24 protein-coding genes are annotated in these 22,450 nt (G+C 72.5%); 8 read left to right on the top strand and 16 right to left on the bottom strand.

Annotated features, from left to right (window positions below):
- The first annotated feature begins 68 nt into the window (after positions 1–68).
- Entirely contained in the window at positions 69–1,406 is a 1,338-nt protein-coding gene (locus ACFYXU_RS10430; RefSeq protein WP_389407231.1) for a choice-of-anchor A family protein, read from the top strand.
- 131 nt (positions 1,407–1,537) lie between these two features.
- Positions 1,538–2,230 carry a TerB family tellurite resistance protein gene (locus tag ACFYXU_RS10425; RefSeq protein ID WP_376510445.1) on the top strand — a complete coding sequence of 231 codons (693 nt, stop codon included), beginning with the start codon at positions 1,538–1,540 and terminating at the stop codon, positions 2,228–2,230.
- A 30-nt stretch (positions 2,231–2,260) separates the two neighbouring features.
- Here the strand turns inward: ACFYXU_RS10425 and ACFYXU_RS10420 are convergent, their stop codons facing one another.
- The 5 genes from ACFYXU_RS10420 to ACFYXU_RS10400 form a co-directional block, all read right to left on the bottom strand.
- Positions 2,261–3,769, bottom strand: a complete 1,509-nt coding sequence (locus ACFYXU_RS10420; protein ID WP_389457302.1) for a LuxR family transcriptional regulator — start codon at positions 3,767–3,769, stop codon at positions 2,261–2,263.
- 65 nt (positions 3,770–3,834) lie between these two features.
- Positions 3,835–5,205, bottom strand: a complete 1,371-nt coding sequence (locus tag ACFYXU_RS10415) for an FAD-dependent oxidoreductase (RefSeq protein ID WP_389457300.1) — start codon at positions 5,203–5,205, stop codon at positions 3,835–3,837.
- Positions 5,206–5,342: 137 nt separating this feature from the next.
- Positions 5,343–6,173, bottom strand: coding sequence for a hypothetical protein (locus ACFYXU_RS10410; RefSeq protein ID WP_389457298.1), 831 nt, complete (start codon positions 6,171–6,173; stop codon positions 5,343–5,345).
- A complete protein-coding gene (locus tag ACFYXU_RS10405) occupies positions 6,170–6,439 on the bottom strand; it encodes a DUF397 domain-containing protein (RefSeq protein WP_389407235.1) in 270 nt (89 codons plus the stop codon). Before ACFYXU_RS10405 ends, ACFYXU_RS10410 begins: the two co-directional genes overlap by 4 nt.
- Positions 6,421–7,254, bottom strand: a complete 834-nt coding sequence (locus ACFYXU_RS10400; protein WP_389457296.1) for a Scr1 family TA system antitoxin-like transcriptional regulator — start codon at positions 7,252–7,254, stop codon at positions 6,421–6,423. Before ACFYXU_RS10400 ends, ACFYXU_RS10405 begins: the two co-directional genes overlap by 19 nt.
- A gap of 132 nt (positions 7,255–7,386) precedes the next feature.
- Between ACFYXU_RS10400 and ACFYXU_RS10395 the strand changes: the two genes are divergently transcribed.
- Positions 7,387–7,608 carry a hypothetical protein gene (locus ACFYXU_RS10395; protein WP_361404560.1) on the top strand — a complete coding sequence of 74 codons (222 nt, stop codon included), beginning with the start codon at positions 7,387–7,389 and terminating at the stop codon, positions 7,606–7,608.
- The gene (locus ACFYXU_RS10390) at positions 7,605–7,820 is read left to right on the top strand and encodes a hypothetical protein (protein ID WP_329855237.1); all 216 of its coding nucleotides are present in this window, start codon (positions 7,605–7,607) and stop codon (positions 7,818–7,820) included. The genes ACFYXU_RS10395 and ACFYXU_RS10390 overlap by 4 nt, the downstream gene beginning before the upstream one ends.
- A 24-nt stretch (positions 7,821–7,844) precedes the next feature.
- On the opposite strand, the gene ACFYXU_RS10385 is transcribed toward ACFYXU_RS10390, so the two are convergent.
- On the bottom strand, positions 7,845–8,768 hold the full coding sequence (locus ACFYXU_RS10385; RefSeq protein WP_361404566.1) for an RNA polymerase sigma-70 factor: 924 nt from the start codon (positions 8,766–8,768) through the stop codon (positions 7,845–7,847).
- 72 nt (positions 8,769–8,840) lie between these two features.
- Positions 8,841–9,314, bottom strand: a complete 474-nt coding sequence (locus ACFYXU_RS10380) for a carboxymuconolactone decarboxylase family protein (RefSeq protein ID WP_329855239.1) — start codon at positions 9,312–9,314, stop codon at positions 8,841–8,843.
- Positions 9,315–9,458: 144 nt separating this feature from the next.
- Here ACFYXU_RS10380 and recO point away from each other — a divergent pair, with 144 nt between their 5' ends.
- Together recO and ACFYXU_RS10370 are read left to right on the top strand one after the other, a co-directional pair.
- Positions 9,459–10,208, top strand: coding sequence for a DNA repair protein RecO (gene recO, locus ACFYXU_RS10375; RefSeq protein WP_329855240.1), 750 nt, complete (start codon positions 9,459–9,461; stop codon positions 10,206–10,208).
- 12 nt (positions 10,209–10,220) lie between these two features.
- Positions 10,221–11,045: an isoprenyl transferase gene (locus tag ACFYXU_RS10370; protein WP_361404572.1), complete on the top strand. Its 825-nt coding sequence runs from the start codon at positions 10,221–10,223 to the stop codon at positions 11,043–11,045.
- A gap of 69 nt (positions 11,046–11,114) precedes the next feature.
- Here the strand turns inward: ACFYXU_RS10370 and ACFYXU_RS10365 are convergent, their stop codons facing one another.
- The 4 genes from ACFYXU_RS10365 to ACFYXU_RS10350 all read right to left on the bottom strand — a co-directional run bounded on the left by ACFYXU_RS10365 (position 11,115) and on the right by ACFYXU_RS10350 (position 14,238).
- On the bottom strand, positions 11,115–11,525 hold the full coding sequence (locus ACFYXU_RS10365; protein WP_329855242.1) for a transcriptional repressor: 411 nt from the start codon (positions 11,523–11,525) through the stop codon (positions 11,115–11,117).
- A gap of 72 nt (positions 11,526–11,597) precedes the next feature.
- Positions 11,598–12,491 carry a metal ABC transporter permease gene (locus ACFYXU_RS10360; protein WP_389407238.1) on the bottom strand — a complete coding sequence of 298 codons (894 nt, stop codon included), beginning with the start codon at positions 12,489–12,491 and terminating at the stop codon, positions 11,598–11,600.
- Between the two features lie 2 nt (positions 12,492–12,493).
- The gene (locus ACFYXU_RS10355) at positions 12,494–13,261 is read right to left on the bottom strand and encodes a metal ABC transporter ATP-binding protein (protein ID WP_329855244.1); all 768 of its coding nucleotides are present in this window, start codon (positions 13,259–13,261) and stop codon (positions 12,494–12,496) included.
- Between the two features lie 11 nt (positions 13,262–13,272).
- Entirely contained in the window at positions 13,273–14,238 is a 966-nt protein-coding gene (locus ACFYXU_RS10350) for a metal ABC transporter substrate-binding protein (RefSeq protein ID WP_376508697.1), read from the bottom strand.
- Between the two features lie 176 nt (positions 14,239–14,414).
- Between ACFYXU_RS10350 and ACFYXU_RS10345 the strand changes: the two genes are divergently transcribed.
- Positions 14,415–15,797: a glycine--tRNA ligase gene (locus ACFYXU_RS10345; protein WP_361404583.1), complete on the top strand. Its 1,383-nt coding sequence runs from the start codon at positions 14,415–14,417 to the stop codon at positions 15,795–15,797.
- Positions 15,798–15,871: 74 nt separating this feature from the next.
- Here the strand turns inward: ACFYXU_RS10345 and ACFYXU_RS10340 are convergent, their stop codons facing one another.
- The 4 genes from ACFYXU_RS10340 to ACFYXU_RS10325 form a co-directional block, all read right to left on the bottom strand.
- Positions 15,872–16,573: a VC0807 family protein gene (locus ACFYXU_RS10340; RefSeq protein WP_389457293.1), complete on the bottom strand. Its 702-nt coding sequence runs from the start codon at positions 16,571–16,573 to the stop codon at positions 15,872–15,874.
- A gap of 108 nt (positions 16,574–16,681) precedes the next feature.
- Positions 16,682–17,272 carry a TetR family transcriptional regulator gene (locus ACFYXU_RS10335; RefSeq protein WP_389457291.1) on the bottom strand — a complete coding sequence of 197 codons (591 nt, stop codon included), beginning with the start codon at positions 17,270–17,272 and terminating at the stop codon, positions 16,682–16,684.
- A 16-nt stretch (positions 17,273–17,288) separates the two neighbouring features.
- Complete coding sequence (locus tag ACFYXU_RS10330; protein WP_389407241.1) at positions 17,289–18,329, bottom strand: aldo/keto reductase; 1,041 nt, start codon at positions 18,327–18,329, stop codon at positions 17,289–17,291.
- A 146-nt stretch (positions 18,330–18,475) separates the two neighbouring features.
- On the bottom strand, positions 18,476–19,912 hold the full coding sequence (locus ACFYXU_RS10325) for an MFS transporter (RefSeq protein ID WP_389457289.1): 1,437 nt from the start codon (positions 19,910–19,912) through the stop codon (positions 18,476–18,478).
- 101 nt (positions 19,913–20,013) lie between these two features.
- Between ACFYXU_RS10325 and ACFYXU_RS10320 the strand changes: the two genes are divergently transcribed.
- Complete coding sequence (locus ACFYXU_RS10320; RefSeq protein WP_384564374.1) at positions 20,014–20,922, top strand: helix-turn-helix domain-containing protein; 909 nt, start codon at positions 20,014–20,016, stop codon at positions 20,920–20,922.
- A gap of 36 nt (positions 20,923–20,958) precedes the next feature.
- On the opposite strand, the gene ACFYXU_RS10315 is transcribed toward ACFYXU_RS10320, so the two are convergent.
- The gene (locus ACFYXU_RS10315; protein ID WP_389457287.1) at positions 20,959–22,398 is read right to left on the bottom strand and encodes an MFS transporter; all 1,440 of its coding nucleotides are present in this window, start codon (positions 22,396–22,398) and stop codon (positions 20,959–20,961) included.
- Positions 22,399–22,450 lie beyond the last annotated feature (52 nt).

Below are 22,450 nucleotides of genomic sequence, written 5' to 3'. Positions count from 1 at the left end.
GGTCGGCACGTCCACTCGGACACACCCCCCACGCGCCCTCTCCACACCTCCCTGACCTGGAGTTTCGCATGCGCACGACCGCTGCCGTGGCTGCCGTCCTCGCCGTCACCGGTGCCGCCCTCGGCTGGGCACCCGCCGCTTCCGCCGCCACCACGGAGTGCGCGGCCTCGCCGCTGGGCACGGCGGGCCTCTACGCCGAGTTCGTCGAGAAGGACTCGGTCCGGTACGCGGACTCCGAGGGCGCGGTCGCCGTCGGCGGCGACGCGTACTTCGGCGACGCGAAGACCGGCCAGGGCTTCTCCGTCGGCTACCGGCTGACCCCCGGCGACCTCGCGAAGCTGCCCGGCGGGCACAGCCTCGTCGTCGCCGGCACCCTCCACGCCAACCAGGTCGTGATCACCAAGGGCACCGGCGTCTACGGCGAGCTCGACGACACCTCCCGGAAGGGCGGCGGCTTCGGCCTCGACGGCCCGGGCGCGAAGGGCGCCTCGCCCCTCGACTTCGGCAAGGAGTTCACGAACCTGCGGGCGCTGTCCACCGGCTGGGCCGCCACCGCCGCCACGGGCACGGTCTCCACCTCCGGCGACGGCATCTTCCTCACCGGCACCGACAAGACCCTCAACGTCTTCGCGGTGAACGCCGCCGACCTGGAGAAGTACCGCGCGATCACCCTGGACGTCCCGGTCGGCTCCTCGACCCTCGTGAACGTGCTCGGCGCCTCGTACGACATGAGCACCTCGGCCACCTACGGCGTCTACTACAAGAACCTCGCCGGCGGCATGCCCGTCATCGACGACTACGACGTGCCCGCCGACGGATACCGGCAGATCCGGTCCAAGCTGCTGTGGAACTTCCCGCAGGCCACGAGCGTGAAGAAGAACTACACCTCCTGGCCCGGCACCATCCTCGCCCCGAACGCCAAGGTCGAGATGGGCGGCAAGGACGTCGGCCCCGGCCACGTCAACGGCTCCGTCGTCGCCGAGGAGCTCGTCACCGTCCCCGGCGCCGAGACCCACCAGATGAACTTCACCGGCTGCCTCCCGAAGGAGACGACGCCGGGCCCGGTCGTCACCCCGCAGCCGCCGAAGCCGACGGACACCCCCGTCCCCACCCCGCCGGCCACCACCCCCGCGCCCACCCCGAGCGAGGGCGGCGCGACCCCGGGCGCCCCCGAGACCCCCTCCGCCTCCGTGTCCCCTTCCACCCCGGCGGCCCCGGCCACCCCGGGGGAGGCGACCACCGCGCCCGCCACCGCCCCCACCCCGGCTCCGTCCGCCACCCCGGAGGGTGATCTCGCGACGACCGGTTCGGCCATCGGCCCCGGTGCCATCGCCGCGGCCGCTGCCGCCGTCCTCGTCGGCGGAGGCTTCCTGGCCTTTGCGAAGCGCCGCCGCCGCACCTCCTGACCCCGCCCGAGCGGTGACGTGTCTCGGCCAAGTCGGTGGTGATCTGACGACGGGGTGCTGACGCCACATCAAGGATGTGGCTAACATCACGCCAACGCCGGCAGTGCAGCCGGGCCGTTGAGGAGGTGCGTGTGCGGTCTGCCCGGAATTCACGTGGTGGGAAAGTGGGCGTCTGCGGAATCCGCACCTCCTGGAACACCGTCGGAGACGGCGAGTTCTTCTGCGAGGAGTGCGGGGGCGACCGGAACTACCGGCGCCGCACCGGCCGCCGCAGGTTCGCCGTCCTGGGCGTCCCCGTCCTGCCCCGGGGCTGTACCGGCCCCGTCGTCGAGTGCGCGGCCTGTCACACGCACTTCGGTACGGAGGTGCTCGACCACCCGACGACCAGCCGCTTCTCCGGGATGCTGCGGGACGCCGTGCACACCGTCGCCCTGGCCGTCCTCGCGGCCGGCGGCACGGAATCCCGCGAGGTCCTGGACCGGGCCGTCACCGCGGTCCGGTCCGCCGGCTTCGCCGAGTGCACGGCCGTCCAGCTCGTCGACCTCGTCGAGGCACTGGAGGCCGACACCGGGCGCTTCATGCCCGAGGTGAACCCCGAGGGCACGCTTCTCTCGATCGAGCTCCACGAGGCGCTGGAGCCGCTCACCCCGCACCTGGCCCCGTCCGGGCGGGAGTCGATCCTGCTCCAGGCCGCCCGGATCGCGCTGGCCGACGGCGCCTACACCCCGGCCGAGACCGAGGTCCTCGGGACCGTCGGGAACGCCCTGTCGCTGGCCCCCGAGGACACCGTCCGCCTCCTCGCCTCGGCCCGCACCGTCTCCTAGCCCCCGGCACCCGGGGGAGGACCGACCGGCTCAGCCGGACGACGCCGCCGAGCCGCGCCGGGGCCCGCCCGCCGCCAGGGCCGCCGCCCGGGCGTCCGGCACGGCCCCCAGCCGCTCGAACACCGCCCGCGCCGCGCCCAGCTCGCGCCGGGCCGCCGCCTCGCCGCCCACCGCCCGCCCGGCCGCCGCGAGCAGCACCCGGACCCGGGCCGCCTCGTACGGCACCCGCAGCTCCAGCCACCCGGCGAGCGCCCGCCGCAGCAGCCGCAGCGCGGGCTCCGGCCGCGCCTCCGCGAGCGCCACCGCGCCCCGCGCGGCATCGGCCGTCGCCCGCAGCAGCGGCACGTCCCCGGCCAGCAGCTCCAGCTCCGCCGCCGCGCCCGCCGCCCCGGGCAGGTCCCCGACGGCGAGCGCCACCTCGGTCCGGGCGGCGAGCAGCCGGGCCCGGCCCAGGAGGTCACGACGGGGATCGCCGAGGCGACCGAGGGCCAGGCCGACGCCCGCCACCGCCGCTTCGGGCCGCCCCTGCGCGAGCCGCAGCAGCGCGAGGCCCGGCTGCGGGAGCCTGCCCAGCTCGTGGGCGCGCGCGTACGAGGCGGCGGCCTCCGCCGCGCGCCCCTGGCGCCGTTGCACCTCCCCGGCGGTGTAGTACGCGGCGGCCGCCGCCCCCGGGCGGTCCACCGGCACCTCCCGGCACGCCTGGCGCGCCTCGGCCTCCGCGAGCGCCCACGCCCCGAGGAGGTCGAGCACCTGGACCCGGTGCGCCCGGCACACGCCGCGGAAGGGGTTCTCGCCGGAGGGCGCGGTCAGGGGCGCCGGGGGACGGCCCGTCCACGGCGGCGCGGTCCACTCCATCGCCGCGTTCGTCCACTCCACCGCACGGCCGAGGTCCGCCGTCTCCAGGCACCGGGTCAGCACCAGGTCGTACAGCAGGCCCGTGACCGTCCCGCTCAGTGCGCCCGCGAGGACCGGGCGCATCGCCGCGTCGAGCAGGGCCGACGCCTCCGTGCGGCGGCCGTCGGCGAGGAGGACCGAGGCCTCGGCCTGGCGGCTCAGCGCGAGCAGGCCGGCATCGCCGGAGCGGGCGGCGAGCGCGGTCATGCGGCGGGCGGCGGCGAGGGCCGCCGAGGGGTCGCCCCGTGCGGCCGCCGTCTCGGCGTCGGTCCACGCGAGGAAGCACTGCTCGGGGCAGGGCGGAGCGTCGTCCAGATGGTGGTGGGCCCGGTGCAGCCAGCCGGAGGCCGTCGCGGGCCGCCCCAGGGCCTCGTACTCGTGCGCCAGCCACCAGGAGGCCAGCCCGGCGCCCCGATGGTCCCCGGACGCCACGAAGGCAGCGTGGGCCCGCAGCCGGGCCGTGACGGACTCCTCCACGCGGCCCGACCACCAGGCCGCGTCGGCGAGGGCGGCGAGGTCGGCGGCGGTCAGGGCGCGGGAGGGGTGCGCGTCCTGGGCGCGCAGCAGTCCGTACGCCTCGGCCCAGGACTCGCGGGCCGCCGCGTCCCGCGCGCGCGTGACCGTGTCGATCGTGGGTGCGGACATGGGCCCTCACCTCTTCCGGGTCCTTCCAGCGTAGGACCGGGAAGGGGCGAGGGCCCCGCGACGGACTAGTCGATCGCGCCGCTGGCGCGCAGCATGTCCTCGCGCTCGACGATCTTCACGCGCTCGCGGCCCTGCGGCTCGCCGAGCGCCTGCTCGGCGGCGTCGAGGGCGTACCAGCCCTCCCACGTCGTGTACGTGAGGCCCTTGCCCTCCAGGAAGGACACGACCGCGTCCGCCTCCGGGGTGGCCGGCGTGAGCAGGCGCCCGTGCGCGAAGTCGTCCAGGAGGTTCGCGACGGTCTCGTTGGCGTCGCCCTTGGTGTGGCCGATGAGACCGACCGGGCCGCGCCGGATCCAGCCGGTGCAGTACGTGGAGGCCAGGTGCTCGCCGGTCTCCTGGAGGACCCGGCCGCCCTCGTCAGGGATGGTGCCGGAGACGGCGTCCCAGGGCAGCTTGGGCAGCTCGTCGGAGAGGTAGCCGACGGCGCGGTACACGGCCTGGACGTCCCAGTCGGTGGTGGCGCCGGTGCCCTTCACGTTGCCCGTGCCGTCGAGCTCGGTGCGCTCGGTGCGCAGGCCGACGACCTTGCCGTTCTCCCCGAGGATCTCGACGGGCGACTCGAAGAAGTGCAGGAAGAGCTTGTGCGGGCGGTCGCCGACGTCGCGGATCGCCCAGTTCTCCAGGGTCTTCGCGACCATGTCGGTCTGCTTGTTCTTGCGGCGCTCGGCGATCGAGCCCTCGTCGTAGTCGATGTCCTCGGGGTTGACGATGACCTCGATGTTCGGCGAGTGGTCGAGCTCGCGCAGCTCCATCGGGCTGAACTTCGCCTGCGCGGGGCCGCGGCGGCCGAAGACGTGGATCTCCTTGGCCCGGTTCGCCTTGAGGCCGTCGTACACGTTGGCCGGGATCTCCGTCGGCAGCAGCTCGTCCGCCGTCTTGGCGAGGATGCGCGCGATGTCGAGGGCCACGTTGCCGACGCCGAGGACGGCGACCTTCTCGGCGGACAGCTCCCAGTCGCGCGGGACGTCCGGGTGCCCGTCGTACCAGGACGCGAAGTCGGCCGCGCCGAGCGAGCCGTCCAGCTCCACGCCGGGGATCTTCAGCTCGCGGTCGGCCATGGCGCCGGTCGAGAAGATCACCGCGTCGTAGAAGGCGCGCAGGTCGTCGAGGTGCACGTCGGTGCCGTAGTCGATGTTGCCGAAGAGACGGACCTGCGGCTTGTCGAGGACCTGGTGCAGGGCCTTGACGATGCCCTTGATGCGCGGGTGGTCGGGGGCGACGCCGTAGCGGATCAGGCCGAAGGGCGCGGGCATCCGCTCGAAGAGGTCGATCGACACGCCCGGCTCGGCGGCGGCGTCGGACTTCAGCAGCGCATCGGCGGCGTAGATTCCGGCGGGGCCGGCGCCGACGATCGCGACCCGGAGGGGGCGGGGCATGACGGGTTCCCTTCGCAAGCGACGTGGCGGCGAAAGCCGCCGACACTTAGGCCACCCTAAATAACTTCTCGCGCGGAGTGGTACCCGCCCCCGGTCTATGAGCTCATAAGGCTAACTTATGACTTCCATAAGCGCGCCTAGGTGGTGCCGGAAAGCGCTCCCGGATCGGTGAACGCGAGGACGGTCAGCGCGATCAGACCCGCGACGCAGAGCAGCGCGAGCAACACGAGGAGCAGCCCGAGGGCCAGCTCCCCGCGCCGGAACAGGGCTGCCCGTGGCAGGACCACGTCCCCCGGGTCGGCGGGGTCGTAACTCACCTTCACGGCGATGCCGCCCGCCCAGGTGAACACATGGCGGATGCGGCCCGCCGGGTCCGTGTAGAGGTACATCCCCGGCCGCCCCGGGACCTCGGCGGCGAAGTCCGTGATGCCGTGCCGGACCAGACGCCGCTCGCGGTACCAGTTCGCCAGCGCGTTCGCCCCGACGGCGAGGGCCGCCGTCATGACGAGACCCGCCGGCACGACGGCGATCACGGCGGCCGGGTCCCCGGAGACCGCGACGGCCACGCTCGCGAGGACGACCAGGCCGAGCGCGCCGCCCGACAGCCACCCGATGCGGCGCAGCTTCCTCGCCCGCCGGGTCAGGGGGAGGGTACGCGTCTCGACGAGCGCGGTGCCGTCGGCGGCCGTGTCCCGCCCGGGCGTCCCGGGCAGGACGGCGTTCACCCTCTCGGCGAACAGGGCGGCGCCCGCCGGGCTCGCCCCGTCGATCCGGTGCACGTACCGCGTGGCCCCCGCCGGGGCCGTCAGCTCGACCCCGACCGACCGGCCCTCCGCCCGGATCCGCTCGACCGCCGCCAGCGGGATGAGCGCCTCCTCGTGGGGCCGCCTCAGGACCAGTGCGTCGCCCTCCAGTTGGAGCGTCGAACTCCTGGAGCCCTGGACCACGGGCGGGGACGGGGTGGTCATCTCGCGATGCCGTCGACGAACGCGGCCCAGGCGGCGGCGGGCACGACGAGAACGGGCCCGTCGGCGACCTTGCTGTCCCGGACGGGGACGATGCCGGTGACGTCGTACGTGACCTCGACGCAGTTGCCACCGTCGCCGTTGCTGTAGGAGCTCTTGCGCCAAGTGGCGCCCGCGAAGTCGTAGGTGACCTCGACGCACTCACCGCCCTCGCCGTTGCTGTAGGAGCTCTTGAACCAGTGGGCGTTGTTCAGTTCGTACTCGCGCATCGTCTGAAGTCCTCCGCCGCCGACTCGATCAGGGCCAGGGACTCCGCCGGCGACAAGGCGGTGACCCTGAGCAGATCGTAGGCGCGCTGTGCGCGCCTCACCACTGCCGGATCGTCGAGCAGGGTGCCGGTAAACGAGGTCTCTGTATAGGCCGTTGGCGGTTGGTCCTCGAACTCCATGAGCCGGAGCATGCCGTTCATCGAAGCGTGCGCTCCGGCCGAGCGGGGGATCACGGTCACCAGGACCCATCGGTCCCGGATCAGGGTCGCGATGTGGTCGAGCTGATCCGCCATGATGGCCGGACTCCCGACCGGGGCGCGTACCGCGTTCTCGTGGAGCACGACCCAGAACTCGGGACGTGTGGCGTCATCGAGGATGCGCGCGCGGTCCCGTCGCGAGGTGACCTTCTCCTCGATGTACTGCTCTGTGGCGAACGGGTTCGCCGCGACCGTCACGGCCCGGATGTACTCCCGCGTCTGCAACAACCCCGGCACCACCGTCGGCGCGAACTCGCAGATCTTCGTCGCCACCGCCTCCAGCTCCGCCACTTCGTGGAAATAGGAGGCGTACGGTGACTTGTTGATGAGATCCCGTACCGTCCGTTCGAAAATACCCCCGGTTTGTAGGACGCTGTCGATTCGCTCCGCGACATCCAGCTGAGGTTTTCGGATTCCCTGCTCGAACAGTCCGATGTGCGCACCGGAGACGAACACCAGTCCGCCCAACTCGTTCTGCGAGAGCCCCGCGGTCTCCCGGTGCTCCTTGAGGAGCTCTCCGAAGAACCGCCACCTCTCGTCCTGCCTGCCCTTGGCCATGGGCTAACTCCCCAACCCTACCCACTTGTTGTACGACCTGCGCATCTGCCGATCCTACGTATCCGCCCCCAATCTGGAGAGGCGAAGCAGGAAATGGATTCAGAAAGGCATACGTTGGTGAAGGAAGACATCATGAAGACGACCACGAGCGCCGTCGGAACCGCTCAGGACGCGGTGGCGGAATTGCGCGAGGCCCTCGCGAGGGCGGGAATCACGCTCCCCTCGCTCGGGCTCGACGTCGTGACGCTCGCCGCAGAGCCCCCGCGGCCGCTCGTGGAATTGGGATGCTGCACGGTGGAAACGGCCCGGCTCCTCGCCGCCGCCGTACTGCCGAGGGAGGAGAGTCGTTCGTGACGCTGCCCATCGGGTCGTACGTCGTCGAGATCCTGACCGGTCGGGTCGGGAGGGTCATGGGGCACGAGGGCCCCTACGTGCAGGTGCGTCCGCTCGGTGGCGGGCGGGAGTGGGACGTGGAGCCGGACGGGGTGCGGGAGGCCACCGCGGCGGAGCGGCTGAGCGCGGCCACCGCGCACGTGAACGCCCGCAGCCGCGGCGAGGTGCCGTGACGGCGGGCGCGGGCGCGGGCCGGGTCAGCGGGGGCGGCGGCGGGCCTGCCGCACCTCGCGGTCGATGGCCCACGCGTCGGCGACCGGCCCGAGGTGGCCGAGCTTGTCGGGGTTGAGGACCGCGCGGATGGTCTGGATCCGCCCGTCGAGGACGTCCAGGACGATGGCCTGGAGGATCCGGCCGTCGCGGTCGCGGTAGAGCGCGCCGGGCTGGCCGTTGACCTCGCGCGGCTCGCAGGTGACGTCGAGCTCGGTGAGCGCGGGGAAGGCGGTGCCGAGGAGTCGGGCCACCTTGTCCGCGCCCGCGATGATCCGGGCGAAGTTCGGGGCCTTCCCGCCGCCGTCGCCGACGAGCTGGACGTCGGCGGCCAGGAGGTCCTGGAGTCCGGCGACGTCGCCGTTCTGGAGGGCGTCGAAGAAGCGGGTGGCGAGTTCCCGCCGTTCGTCGCGGTCGGCCGTGAACCGGGGGCGTCCGTCGTGCATGTGGCGGCGGGCCCGTACGAGCAGCTGCCGGCAGGCCGCCTCCGAGCGGTCCACGGCCTCGGCGATCTCCCGGAAGTCGAAGGCGAAGACCTCCCGGAGCAGGAAGACCGCGCGCTCCAGGGGGCTCAGCCGTTCGAGGAGGAGCAGCGAGGCCATGGAGACCGAGTCGGCCAGCTCCGCCGCCCGCGCCGGGTCCTCGTAGGGATCGCTGAGGAGCGGCTCGGGGAACCAGGGGCCCACGTACTCCTCGCGCCGGACCCGCGCGGAGCGGAGGACGTCGATGGAGAGGCGGGTGACCGTGGCCGACAGGAAGGCCTTGGTCGAGTCGGGCCGGGTGGAGGAGCCGTCGAAGCGCAGCCAGGTCTCCTGGACGGCGTCCTCGGCCTCGCCGACGCTGCCGAGGATCCGGTAGGCGATCGAGAACAGCAGCGGGCGCAGCTCCTCGAACTCCTCGACCTTGCTCATGGCGGCTTCCTCTCCCCGTTCCCGTACGTCCGCGCGACGCGGACCCCTCATGATCGTGCGGTGGGGCGTCCCTCAGTGGAACCGGCCGACCTCGTAGTCGCCCGCCGGCTGCCGGGTGATGGCGTTCAGCCGGTTCGCCAGGTTCATGAAGGCGATGTGCAGGACGAGGGCGGTGAGCTCCTCCTCGTCGAAGTGGAGGGCGGCGCGCGCCCACACCTCGTCGCCGACCCCGCCCGCCCCGTCGGCGACCCGGGTGCCCTCCTCGGCGAGCTCCAGGGCGGCGCGCTCGGCCTCGGTGTAGACCGTCGCCTCGCGCCAGGCGGCCACCAGGTTCAGCCGTACCGCGGTCTCGCCGGCGTGCGCCGCCTCCTTGGTGTGCATGTCGATGCAGACGGCGCAGCCGTTGATCTGGCTCACGCGCAGCGCGACCAGCTCCTGGGTCGCGGCCGGGACCGTCGACTCCTTGACCGCCTTGCCCGCCGCCATCAGGTGCTTGAAGGCCTTGCCGGCGGTCGGGCTGGCGAAGAGGTTCAGTCGGGCGTCCATGGGGTGCTCCTTCGCGGGTGTCGTGCGCTGGGCTTCACCCCTTGGGACGAGACAGCCCGGGCCCCTGTGACACGGGTGGATGTGACCCGCGTCTCTCCGGGGCCGTGCGTCCGGTCCGCCGCCGCCGTACGGGAGAATGGGCGCATGAGTCTGTTCCGCGACGACGGCATCGTGCTGCGCACCCAGAAGCTTGGGGAAGCGGACCGCATCATCACGCTCCTCACGCGCGGTCACGGCCGCGTGCGCGCCGTCGCGCGCGGCGTGCGCCGGACGAAGTCGAAGTTCGGGGCGCGTCTCGAACCCTTCTCGCACGTGGACGTGCAGTTCTTCGCCCGGGGGAGCGAGCTGGTCGGACGGGGCCTGCCGCTCTGCACGCAGAGCGAGACCATCGCCGCGTACGGCGGGGGGATCGTCACCGACTACGCCCGGTACACCGCCGGCACGGCCATGCTGGAGACGGCCGAGCGGTTCACCGACCACGAGGGCGAGCCCGCCGTGCAGCAGTACCTGCTGCTCGTGGGCGGCCTGCGGACGCTCGCCCGGGGCGAGCACGCGCCGCACCTCATCCTGGACGCCTTCCTCCTCCGGTCCCTCGCCGTGAACGGCTACGCGCCGAGCTTCGAGGACTGCGCGAAGTGCGGCCTCCCCGGGCCGAACCGGTTCTTCTCGGTCGCGGCGGGCGGGGTCATATGCGGCGACTGCCGCGTGCCCGGAAGCGTCGTACCCTCTGCGGAGGCCATCGGCCTGCTCAGCGCGCTGCTCACCGGCGACTGGGCGACGGCGGACGCGTGCGAGCCGCGTCACGTCCGGGAGGGCAGCGGACTCGTGTCCGCCTATCTGCACTGGCACCTGGAGCGCGGCCTGCGCTCCCTGCGGTACGTAGAGAAAAGCTAGGAGAGACCACTCATGGCCATCGCACGACTCCTCGGGCGCCAGCGTCGGGAGTACAGCGCCCCCGAGCCGCACCCGTCCGGCGCCCGCCCGCCGAAGCTCCAGCCGGAGCTGGTGCCGGAGCACGTCGCGATCGTCATGGACGGCAACGGCCGCTGGGCCAAGGAGCGCGGGCTGCCGCGCACCGAGGGCCACAAGGTCGGCGCCGAGCAGGTGCTCGACGTGCTCCAGGGCGCGATCGAGATGGGCGTGGGCGCGATCTCGCTGTACGCCTTCTCCACCGAGAACTGGAAGCGCTCGCCCGAGGAGGTGCGCTTCCTCATGAACTTCAACCGCGACTTCATCCGCAAGTCCCGCGACCAGCTCGACTCGCTGGGCGTCCGGGTGCGCTGGGTGGGCCGGATGCCCAAGCTGTGGAAGTCCGTGGCCAAGGAGCTCCAGGTCGCGCAGGAGCAGACCAAGGACAACACGAAGCTCACGCTCTACTTCTGCATGAACTACGGCGGTCGCGCCGAGCTGACGGACGCGGCGCAGGCGATGGCCGAGGACGTGAAGGCCGGCCGGCTCGACCCGGCGAAGATCACCGAGAAGACCATCCAGAAGTACCTGTACTACCCGGACATGCCGGACGTGGACATGTTCCTGCGGCCCAGCGGCGAGCAGCGCACCTCCAACTACCTGATCTGGCAGAGCGCGTACGCCGAGCTGGTCTTCCAGGACGTGCTGTGGCCGGACTTCGACCGCCGCGACCTGTGGCGGGCCTGCGTCGAGTTCGCCCAGCGCGACCGCCGCTTCGGCGGCGTCGACCCGGCCGACCTGGCCGTCCTCGACAAGGGCTGAGCCGCCCGACCTGACATACGAGGGGGCCCGCACCGAATCCGATCGGTGCGGGCCCCCTCGTATGTCAGGTCACTTCCCGGCGCACTCCGCGCAGGTGCCGAAGATCTCGACCGTGTGCGCCACGTTCACGAAGCCGTGCTCCGACGCGATGGCCTCGGCCCACTGCTCGACCATGGGGCCCTCCACCTCCACGGCCTTGCCGCAGACGCGGCAGACCAGGTGGTGGTGGTGGTCGCCGGTCGAGCAGCGGCGGTAGACCGTCTCGCCCTCGCTGGTGCGCAGCGCGTCGACCTCGCCCGCGTCCGCCAGGGACTGGAGGGTGCGGTAGACCGTGGTCAGGCCGACGGAGTCGCCGCGGTGCTTGAGCATGTCGTGCAGCTCCTGGGCGCTGCGGAACTCGTCCACCTCGCTGAGTGCCGCCGACACGGCGGCCCGCTGCTTGGTCGAGCGGCCGCGTACGGGGGGTCCTGCCGTCGCCACGGGGGCCTCCTTGGATGCTTGTCTGCCCCCGCCATTCTGCCAGCCCCCCGTGCCCCCGGGGGCAGTCGCGGATCAGACCTTCACGTCGTCGCCCGGCCGCCGGGTGGCCGGAACCCGTGCGTCGCAGTCCAGGGCGGCGGCTTCCGCCGCCCGCGCGCGCCGCTTGGCGAGCGGCGTGGCGAGCAGGGTCAGGACGATGAAGATCCCGATCGCGTACAGGACGATCGTCGCGCCGGGCGGCACGTCCTGGTAGTACGAGGTGACCGTGCCCGCCAGGGTGACCGTGACACCGGTCGCCACCGCGAGGACGAAGGTCGCGCGGAAGGACTTCGACAGCTGCTGGGCCGCCGCCACCGGGACCACCATGAGCGCGCTGACCAGGAGCAGGCCCACGACCCGCATGGCGACCGTGACGGTGACGGCCGCCGTGACCGCGATCAGCAGGTTCAGGGCGCGCACCGGCAGGCCGGTGACCCGGGCGAACTCCTCGTCCTGGCTGACGGCGAAGAGCTGCCTGCGCAGGCCGACCGTGACGAGGACGACGAAGGCGGCGAGGACGCTGATCGCCGTGACGTCCTCGGTGGAGACCGTCGACAGCGAGCCGAAGAGGTACGAGCTGAGGTTGGCGTTGGAGCCGGTCGGCGAGAGGTTGATCAGCAGGACGCCGCCCGCCATGCCGCCGTAGAAGAGCAGCGCGAGCGCGAGGTCGCCGCGGGTCTTGCCGTACGCGCGGATCAGCTCCATGGCGACCGAGCCGGCGACGGCGACGAGGGTCGCCATCCAGACCGGGCTGGAGTTCAGCAGGAAGCCGAGGCCGACGCCCGTCATGGCGACGTGGCCGATGCCGTCGCCCATGAGGGCCTGGCGGCGCTGGACCAGGTAGATGCCGACGGCGGGTGCGGTGATGCCGACGAGGACGGCCGCGAGGAGCGCCCGCTGCATGAAGGCCGGTTCGAGGAAGTCCATGATCAGGTCAGCAGTCCCGTGCGGAGCGGCTCGCCGGCCGCGTGCGGATGTACGTGGTCGTGGCCGGGCAGCGCGTGCTGGCCGACGGCCTCCGGCGGCGGCCCGTCGTGGACGACGCAGCCGTCGCGCAGGACGACCGCGCGGTCGATGAGGGGCTCCAGCGGGCCCAGCTCGTGCAGGACGAGCAGGACCGAGGTGCCGCCGGCGACCTGCTCGCGCAGGGTCGCGGCGAGGATCTCCTGGCTCGCGAGGTCGACGCCGGCCATCGGCTCGTCCATGATCAGCAGCTCGGGCTCGGAGGCGAGCGCCCGGGCGATCAGCACCCGCTGGTGCTGGCCGCCGGAGAGCGCGGAGACGGAGTCCCTGGCGCGGTCGGCGAGGCCGACCAGCTCGATGGCCCGCTCGACGGCGGCCCGGTCGGCCTTCGTCGTCCAGCCGAACCTCCGGCGGGAGAGCCGGCCGGAGGAGACGACCTCGCGGATGGTGGCGGGGACGCCGGCGGCGGCGGTGGTGCGCTGCGGCACGTAGCCGACGCGGGCCCAGTCGCGGAACCGCTTCCGCTCGGTGCCGAAGAGCTCGATGGCGCCGCCGGTCAGCGGGACCTGGCCGATGACCGCGCGGACGGCCGTGGACTTGCCGGAGCCGTTGGCGCCGAGCAGGGCGACGACCTCGCCGCGGTGGACGGTGAGGTCGACGCCCCGGAGGACGGGACGCGCGCCGAGGGTCGCGGTGGCTCCGCGGACGGAGATGACGGGCTGGTCGTCGCTCACGACGGGACCTCCTACTTGGCGCCGAGCGCGGTCTTCAGGGCGGCGAGGTTCGACCGCATGACCGCGAGGTAGTCATCGCCCTCGGACCGGTCCGTGATGCCCTCCAGCGGGTCGAGCACGTCGGTCCTGAGGCCGGTGTCCTTCGCGAGGGTCTTCGCGGTCTTGTCGCTCGCGAGGGTCTCGAAGAAGACGGTGGAGACCTTGTCCTTCTTCGCGATGTCCTGGAGTTCCTTGATGCGGGCGGGGCTCGGCTCGGACTCGGGGTCGATGCCGGTGATGCCCTCCTGCTCCAGGCCGTAGCGCTCGGCGAGGTAGCCGAAGGCGGAGTGGGTGGTGATGAAGGTCTTCGTGGCGGTGTTCCGCAGGCCCGTCTCGAACTCGGTGTCCAGGTCGCCGAGCTCCTTCTTCAGGGCTTCGGTGTTCTTGCGGTAGTCGGCGGCGTGGTCCGGGTCCGCCTTCTGGAGGGCGCTGCCGACGCCCTCGGCGACCTCGGCGTACTTCACGGGGTCGAGCCAGACGTGGGGGTCGGCGCCGGCCTCGGACGCGTGGTCGTGCCCGGCCTCCTCGCCCTCGTGGTCGTGGCCGACCTCGTTGCCGTGCTTCTCCAGCTTCGTGAGGGTGGCGGCGTCGACGGTGTTCTTCACGCCGGCCTGGGCGATGGCCTCGTCGACGGCGGGCTGGATGCCCTTGAGGTAGAGGACGACGTCGGCGTCGCCGAGCTCGCCGATCTGCTTCGGCTTGAGCTCCAGGTCGTGGGGTTCGACGCCGGGCTTGGTCAGCGTGTTCACGGCGACGTGGCCGCCGCCTATCCGCTCGGCCAGGAACTGCATCGGGTAGAACGACGCCACGACGTCCAGCTTGCCGTCGCCGCCCTTGTCCGCGGCGTCGGAGGATCCGGCGCAGGCGGAGAGGGAGACGATGCCGAGCGCGACGGCTCCGGCGAGGGCGGTGCGGGGTATGAGGCGACGTACGTTCATGACACTCATTTTCAACAAAACTGGAAACGGTTGTCAATTGCCTTGGGTGTGGTCCGCCCCACGCGGACGCCCGGGCGCCCTCGCGGGCCCCGGTCGCGGAACCGATTTGATACCAGGGGCGGGCACGCCGGTAACCTGAGGCATTCGCACTTCGTCGTCGTAATGAAGAGAGCACCGTGGCCGCCGACAAGATCGACACCATCGTCAGCCTGAGCAAGCGCCGTGGCTTCGTTTTCCCCTGTAGTGAGATCTACGGCGGTCAGCGCGCCGCCTGGGACTACGGGCACCTGGGCGTCGAGCTCAAGGAGAACATCAAGCGCCAGTGGTGGCGTTACATGGTCACCTCGCGCGAGGACGTCGTCGGTATCGACTCGTCGGTCATCCTGGCCACCGAGGTCTGGGAGGCCTCCGGTCACGTCGCCACCTTCACGGACCCGCTGACCGAGTGCACCTCCTGCCACAAGCGCTTCCGCGCCGACCACCTGGAGGAGGCGTACGAGGAGAAGCACGGCCGTCTCCCCGCGAACGGCCTCGCCGACCTCAACTGCCCCAACTGCGGCAACAAGGGCACCTTCACCGAGCCGAAGAACTTCTCCGGCCTGCTCTCCACGCACCTCGGCCCGACGCAGGACAGCGGCTCCGTCGCGTACCTGCGCCCCGAGACCGCCCAGGGCATCTTCACCAACTTCTCCCAGGTGCAGACCACCGCGCGCAAGAAGCCCCCGTTCGGCATCGCGCAGATGGGCAAGTCCTTCCGGAACGAGATCACTCCGGGCAACTTCATCTTCCGCACGCGCGAGTTCGAGCAGATGGAGATGGAGTTCTTCGTCAAGCCGGGCGAGGACGAGCAGTGGCAGGAGTACTGGATGGAGCAGCGCTGGAACTGGTACACCGGCCTGGGCCTGCGTGAGGAGAACATGCGCTGGTTCGAGCACCCGCAGGAGAAGCTCTCCCACTACTCGAAGCGCACCGCCGACATCGAGTACCGCTTCTCCTTCGGCGGCAGCGAGTGGGGCGAGCTGGAGGGCGTCGCCAACCGCACCGACTACGACCTGACGGCCCACTCCAAGGCCTCCGGCGCCAGCCTCACCTTCCTGGACCAGGAGTCCAACGAGCGCTACACGCCGTACGTCATCGAGCCCGCCGCCGGTGTCGGCCGCACGATGCTGGCCTTCCTGCTCGACGCGTACATCGAGGACGAGGCCCCGAACGCCAAGGGCGTCATGGAGAAGCGCACGGTGCTGCGCCTCGACCACCGCCTGGCCCCGGTCAAGGTCGCGGTCCTGCCGCTCTCCCGGAACGCGCAGCTCTCCCCGAAGGCCAAGGGCCTCGCCGCGGACCTGCGCCAGAACTGGAACATCGAGTTCGACGACGCCGGCGCCATCGGCCGCCGCTACCGCCGTCAGGACGAGATCGGCACGCCGTACTGCGTCACCGTCGACTTCGACACCCTCGAGGACAACGCCGTGACCGTGCGCGAGCGCGACACCATGAAGCAGGAGCGCGTCTCCCTCGACCAGATCCAGGGCTACCTGGCCAGCCGCCTCATCGGCGCCTGAGCCGCCTGATCGCGGACACGCGCAAGCCCCCGGTCCCTTCCCTCGCGGAAGGGGCCGGGGGCTTTCCCGTGCCGTCAGGCGGTCGCGGCTCCGGAGGCCGCGGCGGCCTCCGCCTCGGCCTGCCGTCGGGCGCCCTCCGCCGCGCGGCGCTTGCCGAACCAGGCCGTCCACACGCCGAGCACGCCGAGGACGCTGTAGATCATGACCGGGCTGAGCGTCACCATGGTCCGCGTCGGGAGGACGTACGCGAGCGCGACGCGGACCAGCGCCTCGGCCACGTACGCCACGCCCCAGACCAGCGTCATCGTGCGCATGGTGGAGCGGAAGCCCTCGTACTCCCACATGCCGTTCCACCAGGCCGTCGAGGCGGCGGTCCCGTCGGTCGCGAACTTGCGGCCGAAGTAGAACATCAGCGGGCGCGGCGCGAGCAGCGTCCCCAGGCAGAGCAGGCCGAACAGGCCCGTCACCGCGGAGTCCTTCACGAGCAGCGCGCGGGCGGTGTGCGGGCCGACCAGCGAGACCACGGCGGTGATCACCAGGAAGACCAGGGTGACCATCGCGAACTCGTCGATCTTGCGCCGCCAGGCGGCCATGACCGCGGTGTCGAGCACCGGCCACGCGCCGCTCAGGAGCAGCGCGGAGAACTCGGACCAGCCGTGGTCTTCCGTCAGCGTGTTGTAGGTGAGGATCGGCGCGACGACGTTGAGACCGATCGTGAGGACCCAGCCGATCGCGGAGGAGCCGCCCGATCGGGCCGGTCTGGCGGGTGTGGACATGGATCCCCCTGGAAGTGCCGACGGTCGCGGTGCGGGAGCACGCTAGTCACGCACCGGACAGGGAAGGGGAAATTCCAAGCCAAATGATCTTCAAGTGGGGTGTGCGGCTCAGGCCCTCAGCGCGCGCTGCACGAGGGCCACGACGGCCGAGAAGGCCGCCTCGGCGTCCGGGGCCGACCACTCGGCGGCGTGCGCCGGATTGTGGAAGCGGTCCGTGGCGTGGAAGACCGCGCGGGCCGTCGTGGCGAAGTCCCGCTCCGGCGCCGCGAACAGGCCCTCGCGGTGACCGTCCGTCAGGATGCTCTCGATCTGCTCGACCAGATGATCCTCGTGCCGGTCGACCACCGCGCTGTTCTCGCCGATCAGCACCTGGAAGGTGGCCATCAGCTCCGGCTCGCCGCCCGCCTTCCTCCGCTTCAGGCCGAAGAGGGCCGTGAGCCAGCCGGTCAGCCGCTCGTCCGCCGGACCCGCGGCCTCGACGTACGGCACGAGGGCGACGATGGTCCGCTCCAGCCACCGCTCGGTGACCGCCTCGCGCAGCGCCGCCTTCGTGCGGAAGTGGCGGTACACGCTGCCGTGGCTGACGCCGAGGACCCGGGCCACGTCGACGACGGTCGCCTTCGCCGGGCCGTAGCGCCGCAGCACCTCCTCGGTCGCTTCGAGGATGCGCTCTGCGGTCAGGGTCTCGGTGGCGGCCATGGAACGACAGTACCTGTCAGTGCTCGCTGTCCAGGTGGGCCATCTGCGCCGCCGGGTAGCGCTCGCCGGACGCCGCGCCCGCCGGTACGGCCTCCTCGATCGCGGCCAGGTCGGCGGCGTCGAGCGTGACGTCCAGGGCGCCGAGCGCCTCGGTGAGCCGGTCGCGGCGGCGGGCGCCGATCAGCGGGACGATGTCGGCACCGTGCCGGGGGCCCTGGGCGAGGACCCAGGCGATCGCCGTCTGGGCGACCGTGACGCCCTTGGCCTCGGCGACCGCGCGCAGCCGGTCCACCAGGTCCAGGTTCCGGTCGAGGTTCTCGCCCTGGAAGCGCGGGGACATGCCGCGGAAGTCGCCGGGGGCGAGCTCCCGGTCCCGGGTGAAGTGACCGCTGATCAGGCCGCGGGAGAGCACTCCGTACGCCGTGACGCCGATGCCCAGTTCGCGGGCGGTCGGCAGGATCTTCTCCTCGATGGACCGGGAGATCAGGCTGTACTCGATCTGGAGGTCCGCGATCGGGGCCACGGCCGCCGCCCGGCGCAGGGTGTCCGCGCCGACCTCGGACAGGCCGATGTGCCGCACGTGCCCGGCCTCGACCAGCTCGGCGATGGCGCCGACGGTCTCCTCGATCGGCACGTCCGGGTCGACGCGGGCGATCCGGTAGATGTCGATGTGGTCGGTGCCCAGGCGCTGGAGCGAGTACGCCGCGAAGTTCTTCACGGCGGCCGGGCGGCCGTCGTAGCCGGTGAAGCCGCCCTCGACCGTCCGCAGGGCGCCGAACTTCACGCTGGTCAGCGCCTGTTCGCGGGCGGCGGCGGGCGCGGTCCGCAGCGCCTCGTTGATGAGCAGCTCGTTGTGGCCCATGCCGTAGAAGTCGCCGGTGTCGAGCAGGGTGACGCCGGCCTCCAGGGCGGCGTGGATCGTCGCGAGCGACTCGGCGCGGTCGCTCTCGCCGTACAGCGCGGACATGCCCATGCAGCCGAGGCCGAGCGCGGAGACGACGGGGCCGGTGGTGCCGAGGCGACGGGTGGGGACGGGGCTCTTCGGTGTGGTGGTCATGGAACAACCATGACATGTGTGATGACAGATTTCAATATCTGTCACTCCATGTTCCCTGTCGTGTCCGCTCGGATCCGCTCGGGTCCGCTCGGGTCCTCTCCTGTCCGTCAGGGGTCCTCTCGGGTTCTCCGGGGTCCCCTCGGGGCCTACCGGACCGTGCGGGGAAGGCGCAGACTCAGCAGCAGCGTCACCGCCACCACACCCAGCTGGACCAGCAGCGTCGTCCGCAGCGCCGTCCCCATGTCGGCCGGCGAGGCGGACAGCGACAGGAACAGCGAACCCAGCGTCGCCACGCCCAGCGTCAGCGCCGACTGCTGCGTGGTCACCATCACCCCGCTGCCCACGCCCGCCCGCTCCGACGGCACCTCGGAGAGCACCACCCGGAACAGCACCGGCAGCTGGAGCCCCTGACCGAGCCCCGCCACCGCCATTCCCGGCACCAGGTCCCCGACGGACAGCCCCTGCCAGTCGTGCCCCACCGACCAGGCGATCGCGGCGATCCCCAGCCCCTGGAGCACCGCCCCCACCGGCACCACCCGGGTGCCCCAGCGCCGCACCAGGCGCGGCCCCGCCAGCGACGCCCCGAAGAACGCCAGCGCCATCGGCACCAGCGCGAGACCCGAGGCCACCGCGCCCATGGCCAGCCCCTGCTGGAGCGCCACCGCGATCACGAACATGAAGCCGCTGAAGCCCAGCGACAGCGGCAGCACCACCGCGAGCCCGCGCCGCAGCGGCACCAGGGCCAGCAGGCTCGGCGGGACCAGCGGGGTCGCGCCCCGGCGGTCCGCCCGCCGCTCCACCCACCAGAAGGCCCCGGCCGCGAACGGGAACACCACGAGCGACACCCACGTCCACAGCGGCCAGCCCGCCGCCCGGCCCTCCGTCAGCGGGGCGAGCAGGGTGAGCAGCGCGAGCCCGAGGAGCAGTGTGCCCGGCACGTCCACCGGCGCCGGCCGGTCCGAACGGGTCTCCGGCACGGCCCGGGCGGCGAGGACCAGACCCACCACCGCCACCGGCACGTTCACCAGGAACACCGAGCGCCAGCCGGTGCCCGCGATGTCGGCGGTCACGAGGACCCCGCCCAGGATCTGGCCGCCCGCCATCGCGAGACCGGCGGTCGCCCCGTACAGGCTGAGCGCCCGCGCCCGGCGCGGACCCTCGGTCGAGGCGTGGATGGTCGCGAGGACCTGCGGCAGCAGCAGCGCCGCCGCGGCGCCCTGCGCCACCCGCGCCGCGACCAGGGTCCAGGCGTCCGGGGCGAGGCCGCAGGCGAGCGAGGTCACGCCGAAGGCGGCCATGCCCGCGAGGAAGAGGCGCCGGCGGCCGAAGAGGTCGCCGAGCCGCCCGCCGAGGACGAGCAGCACCGAGTACGACAGGCCGTACCCGGCGACCACCAGCTCCAGCAGGGCCGGGCCCGCGGCCAGGTCGTGGTCGATGGACGGCAGGGCGACGTTCACGATGAAGAAGTCGATGAGGGGCAGCGCGGCCCCGAGCAGGACCGTGAACAGGCCGAGGGCGCCGAGCGCGGGGGCCCGGCGGGCGGCCGGGGCCGCCGTGCGGACGGAAGGGGAGGTCGTAGTCACAGGACCGAGCCTCCGCCCGCGCTCAGCCTGGTACCAGAGTGTCCTTATCCTGGTACAAGCACTACCTGGAAGCGGGCCGACCGCCCCGGCACCCTGGAGGCATGACCGTCATGGCGATCAGCGGACCCGAGGCCCCGACCGAACAGGACGTGCGCCGGCACGAGCTCGCCGCCTTCCTGCGCAGCCGCCGCGAGCGCATCACCCCCGAGCAGGTCGGCCTGCCGAGGGGCAGGCGCCGCCGCACCCCCGGCCTGCGCCGCGAGGAGGTCGCCCACCTCTCCGCCGTCGGCGTCACCTGGTACACCTGGCTCGAACAGGCCCGCGACATCCAAGTCTCCCCGCAGGTCCTGGACGCCCTCGCCGGGGCCCTGCTGCTCGACCCGACCGAGCGCAGCCACCTCTTCGCCCTCGCCGGCGCCGCCGACCCGCACCCCGAGACGCCCTGCCCCGTCGTCACGCCCACCCTGCGCCGGCTCCTCGACCAGCTGGAGCCCGTGCCCGCCGCGATCCAGAACAGCCGCTACGACTTCCTCGCCCACAACCGGACCTTCGGGCGCCTCTTCTGCGACCTCGACGCCCTGCCGCGCGAGGACCGCAACTCCCTCTGGCTCGCCTTCACGAACGAGGACTTCCGGGCCTCCGTCACCGATCTGCCCGAGGTCACCCGCGCGCTCGCCGGGAAGCTCCGCGCCGCCATGGCCGAGCACCTGGCCGAACCCGCCTGGAAGGAGCTCGTACGGCGTCTCGAAGAGGCCTCGCCCGAGTTCCGGGAGATCTGGGCCCGGCACGAGGTGGTCGCCCCCGGCGGTCGTGTGAAGGTCATCCGCAACGCGCGCGTGGGGCTGCTGCGCTTCGAGCACACCAACCTCTGGCTCGGCCCGAACGCCGGGACCCACCTCGTCACGTACGTCCCCGTGGACGACGCCACCCAGGCCGGCGTCGCCCGCCTCCTCGACCTCGTCGCCCGGGAGCGCGAGGCTCAGGAGGCCGACGCCCTGGCCGTGGCCTGAGGTCAGGAGGCCGACGCCCTGGCCGTGGCCTGAGGCTCAGGAGGCCGACGCCCCGGCTGTCGCCTGAGGCCCTTCCCGGCCCTCCTCCGGCGTCAGGCACCGGGCCGTCCGCTCCGCCGTCCGCCGCGCCCACGGTCCGCTCGTCAGCGCCCCGACCACCAGCACGGCGAAGCCGCAGCCCGTGATGATCCAGTAGCCGGGCCGGGCCGCCGCCACGAACGCGTCCGCGTCCGGCACGGCGCCGAACCCCGCCGCCAGGACCGTGCCGATCACCGCGACGCCCAGCGTCTGCCCCACCTGCCGGCTGGTCGAGGCCACCGCGGCCGCCACCCCGGCCTGCGCCCGGGGCATCCCGGAGACGGCGGTGTTGGTGATGGGGGCGTTCACCAGGCCGAAGCCGATGCCGAAGACCACGTACCCGGTGAGGAGCAGGGCGTCGTCCGTCTCGGCCGAGAACGCCGCGAAGAGCAGCGGCCCCGCCGTCATCGCCGCCCCCGCGAGCAGCAGCGAGGGACGCGGCCCCCGGGCCGCCGTGAGGCGTCCCGACAGCGGGGCGAAGACGAAGGTCATGCCGGCCATCGGCAGCATCCACAGCCCGGCGTCGAGCGGGGAGAGCCCGCGCACGTCCTGGAGGTAGAGCGTGTTCAGGAAGAGGAAGCCGCCGAGCGAGGCGAACGCGCAGACCGCGATGACGGTGGCCCCGCTGAACGGCGCGCTGCGGAAGAAGCGCAGCTCGATGAGGGGCTCGCGGCGCCGGGGCTCGTAGAACAGCAGACCGGCGAGCGCGGCGGCGGCGAAGGCGGCGAAGAGCGGGTCGGTCTCGATGATCGCGTACGTCAGCGAGGCGAGGAGCGCCGTCACCAGGAGCTGGCCGACCGGGTCCGGGCGCCGGGGGTGGGGCGCGCGGGACTCGGGGACGTACCGCAGGGTCAGGAGCAGGGCGACGAGGGCGACCGGCAGGTTGACCCAGAAGATCGACCGCCAGCCGACCGACTGGACCAGCACCCCGCCCACCAGCGGTCCCGCCGCCATGGAGACGCCGACGACCCCGCCCCAGACCCCGATGGCACGCGCGCGTGCGGCCGGTTCCGTGAAGGTGTTGGTGATGATCGACATGGCGACCGGGTTCAGCATCGACCCGCCCACGGCCTGGACCGCGCGGAAGGCGATCAGGGCCTCCAGGTTCGGCGCCAGGGAGCACAGCAGCGAACCCAGCGCGAAGACGGCCAGGCCGGTCACGAAGATCTTGCGGCGGCCGATCCGGTCGGCGGTGGAGCCCGCGAGCATCAGCAGGGAGGCGAGGACCAGGGTGTAGGCGTCGATCGTCCACTGCATGCCGGCGACGGTGGCGCCGAGATCCTCGCGCATGGCGGGCAGGGCGACGTTCAGCGCGGTGTTGTCCAGACTGACGATCAGCAGGCTCATGCAGCAGATCGCGAGGACGACGAGGCGGCGGCCGCGTGTGAGCTCTGGCATGTGCGGATCGTATGGCTGTCTAAGAACTTCCGCAGTGCGGGACAATGGCCGA

Origin of the sequence: Streptomyces sp. NPDC002232 (genome assembly GCF_042890295.1) — a bacterium.
Lineage (GTDB): Bacteria > Actinomycetota > Actinomycetes > Streptomycetales > Streptomycetaceae > Streptomyces.
Note: the sequence above shows the minus strand (reverse complement) of the source record. Positions and strands in the feature narration are given on the sequence as shown.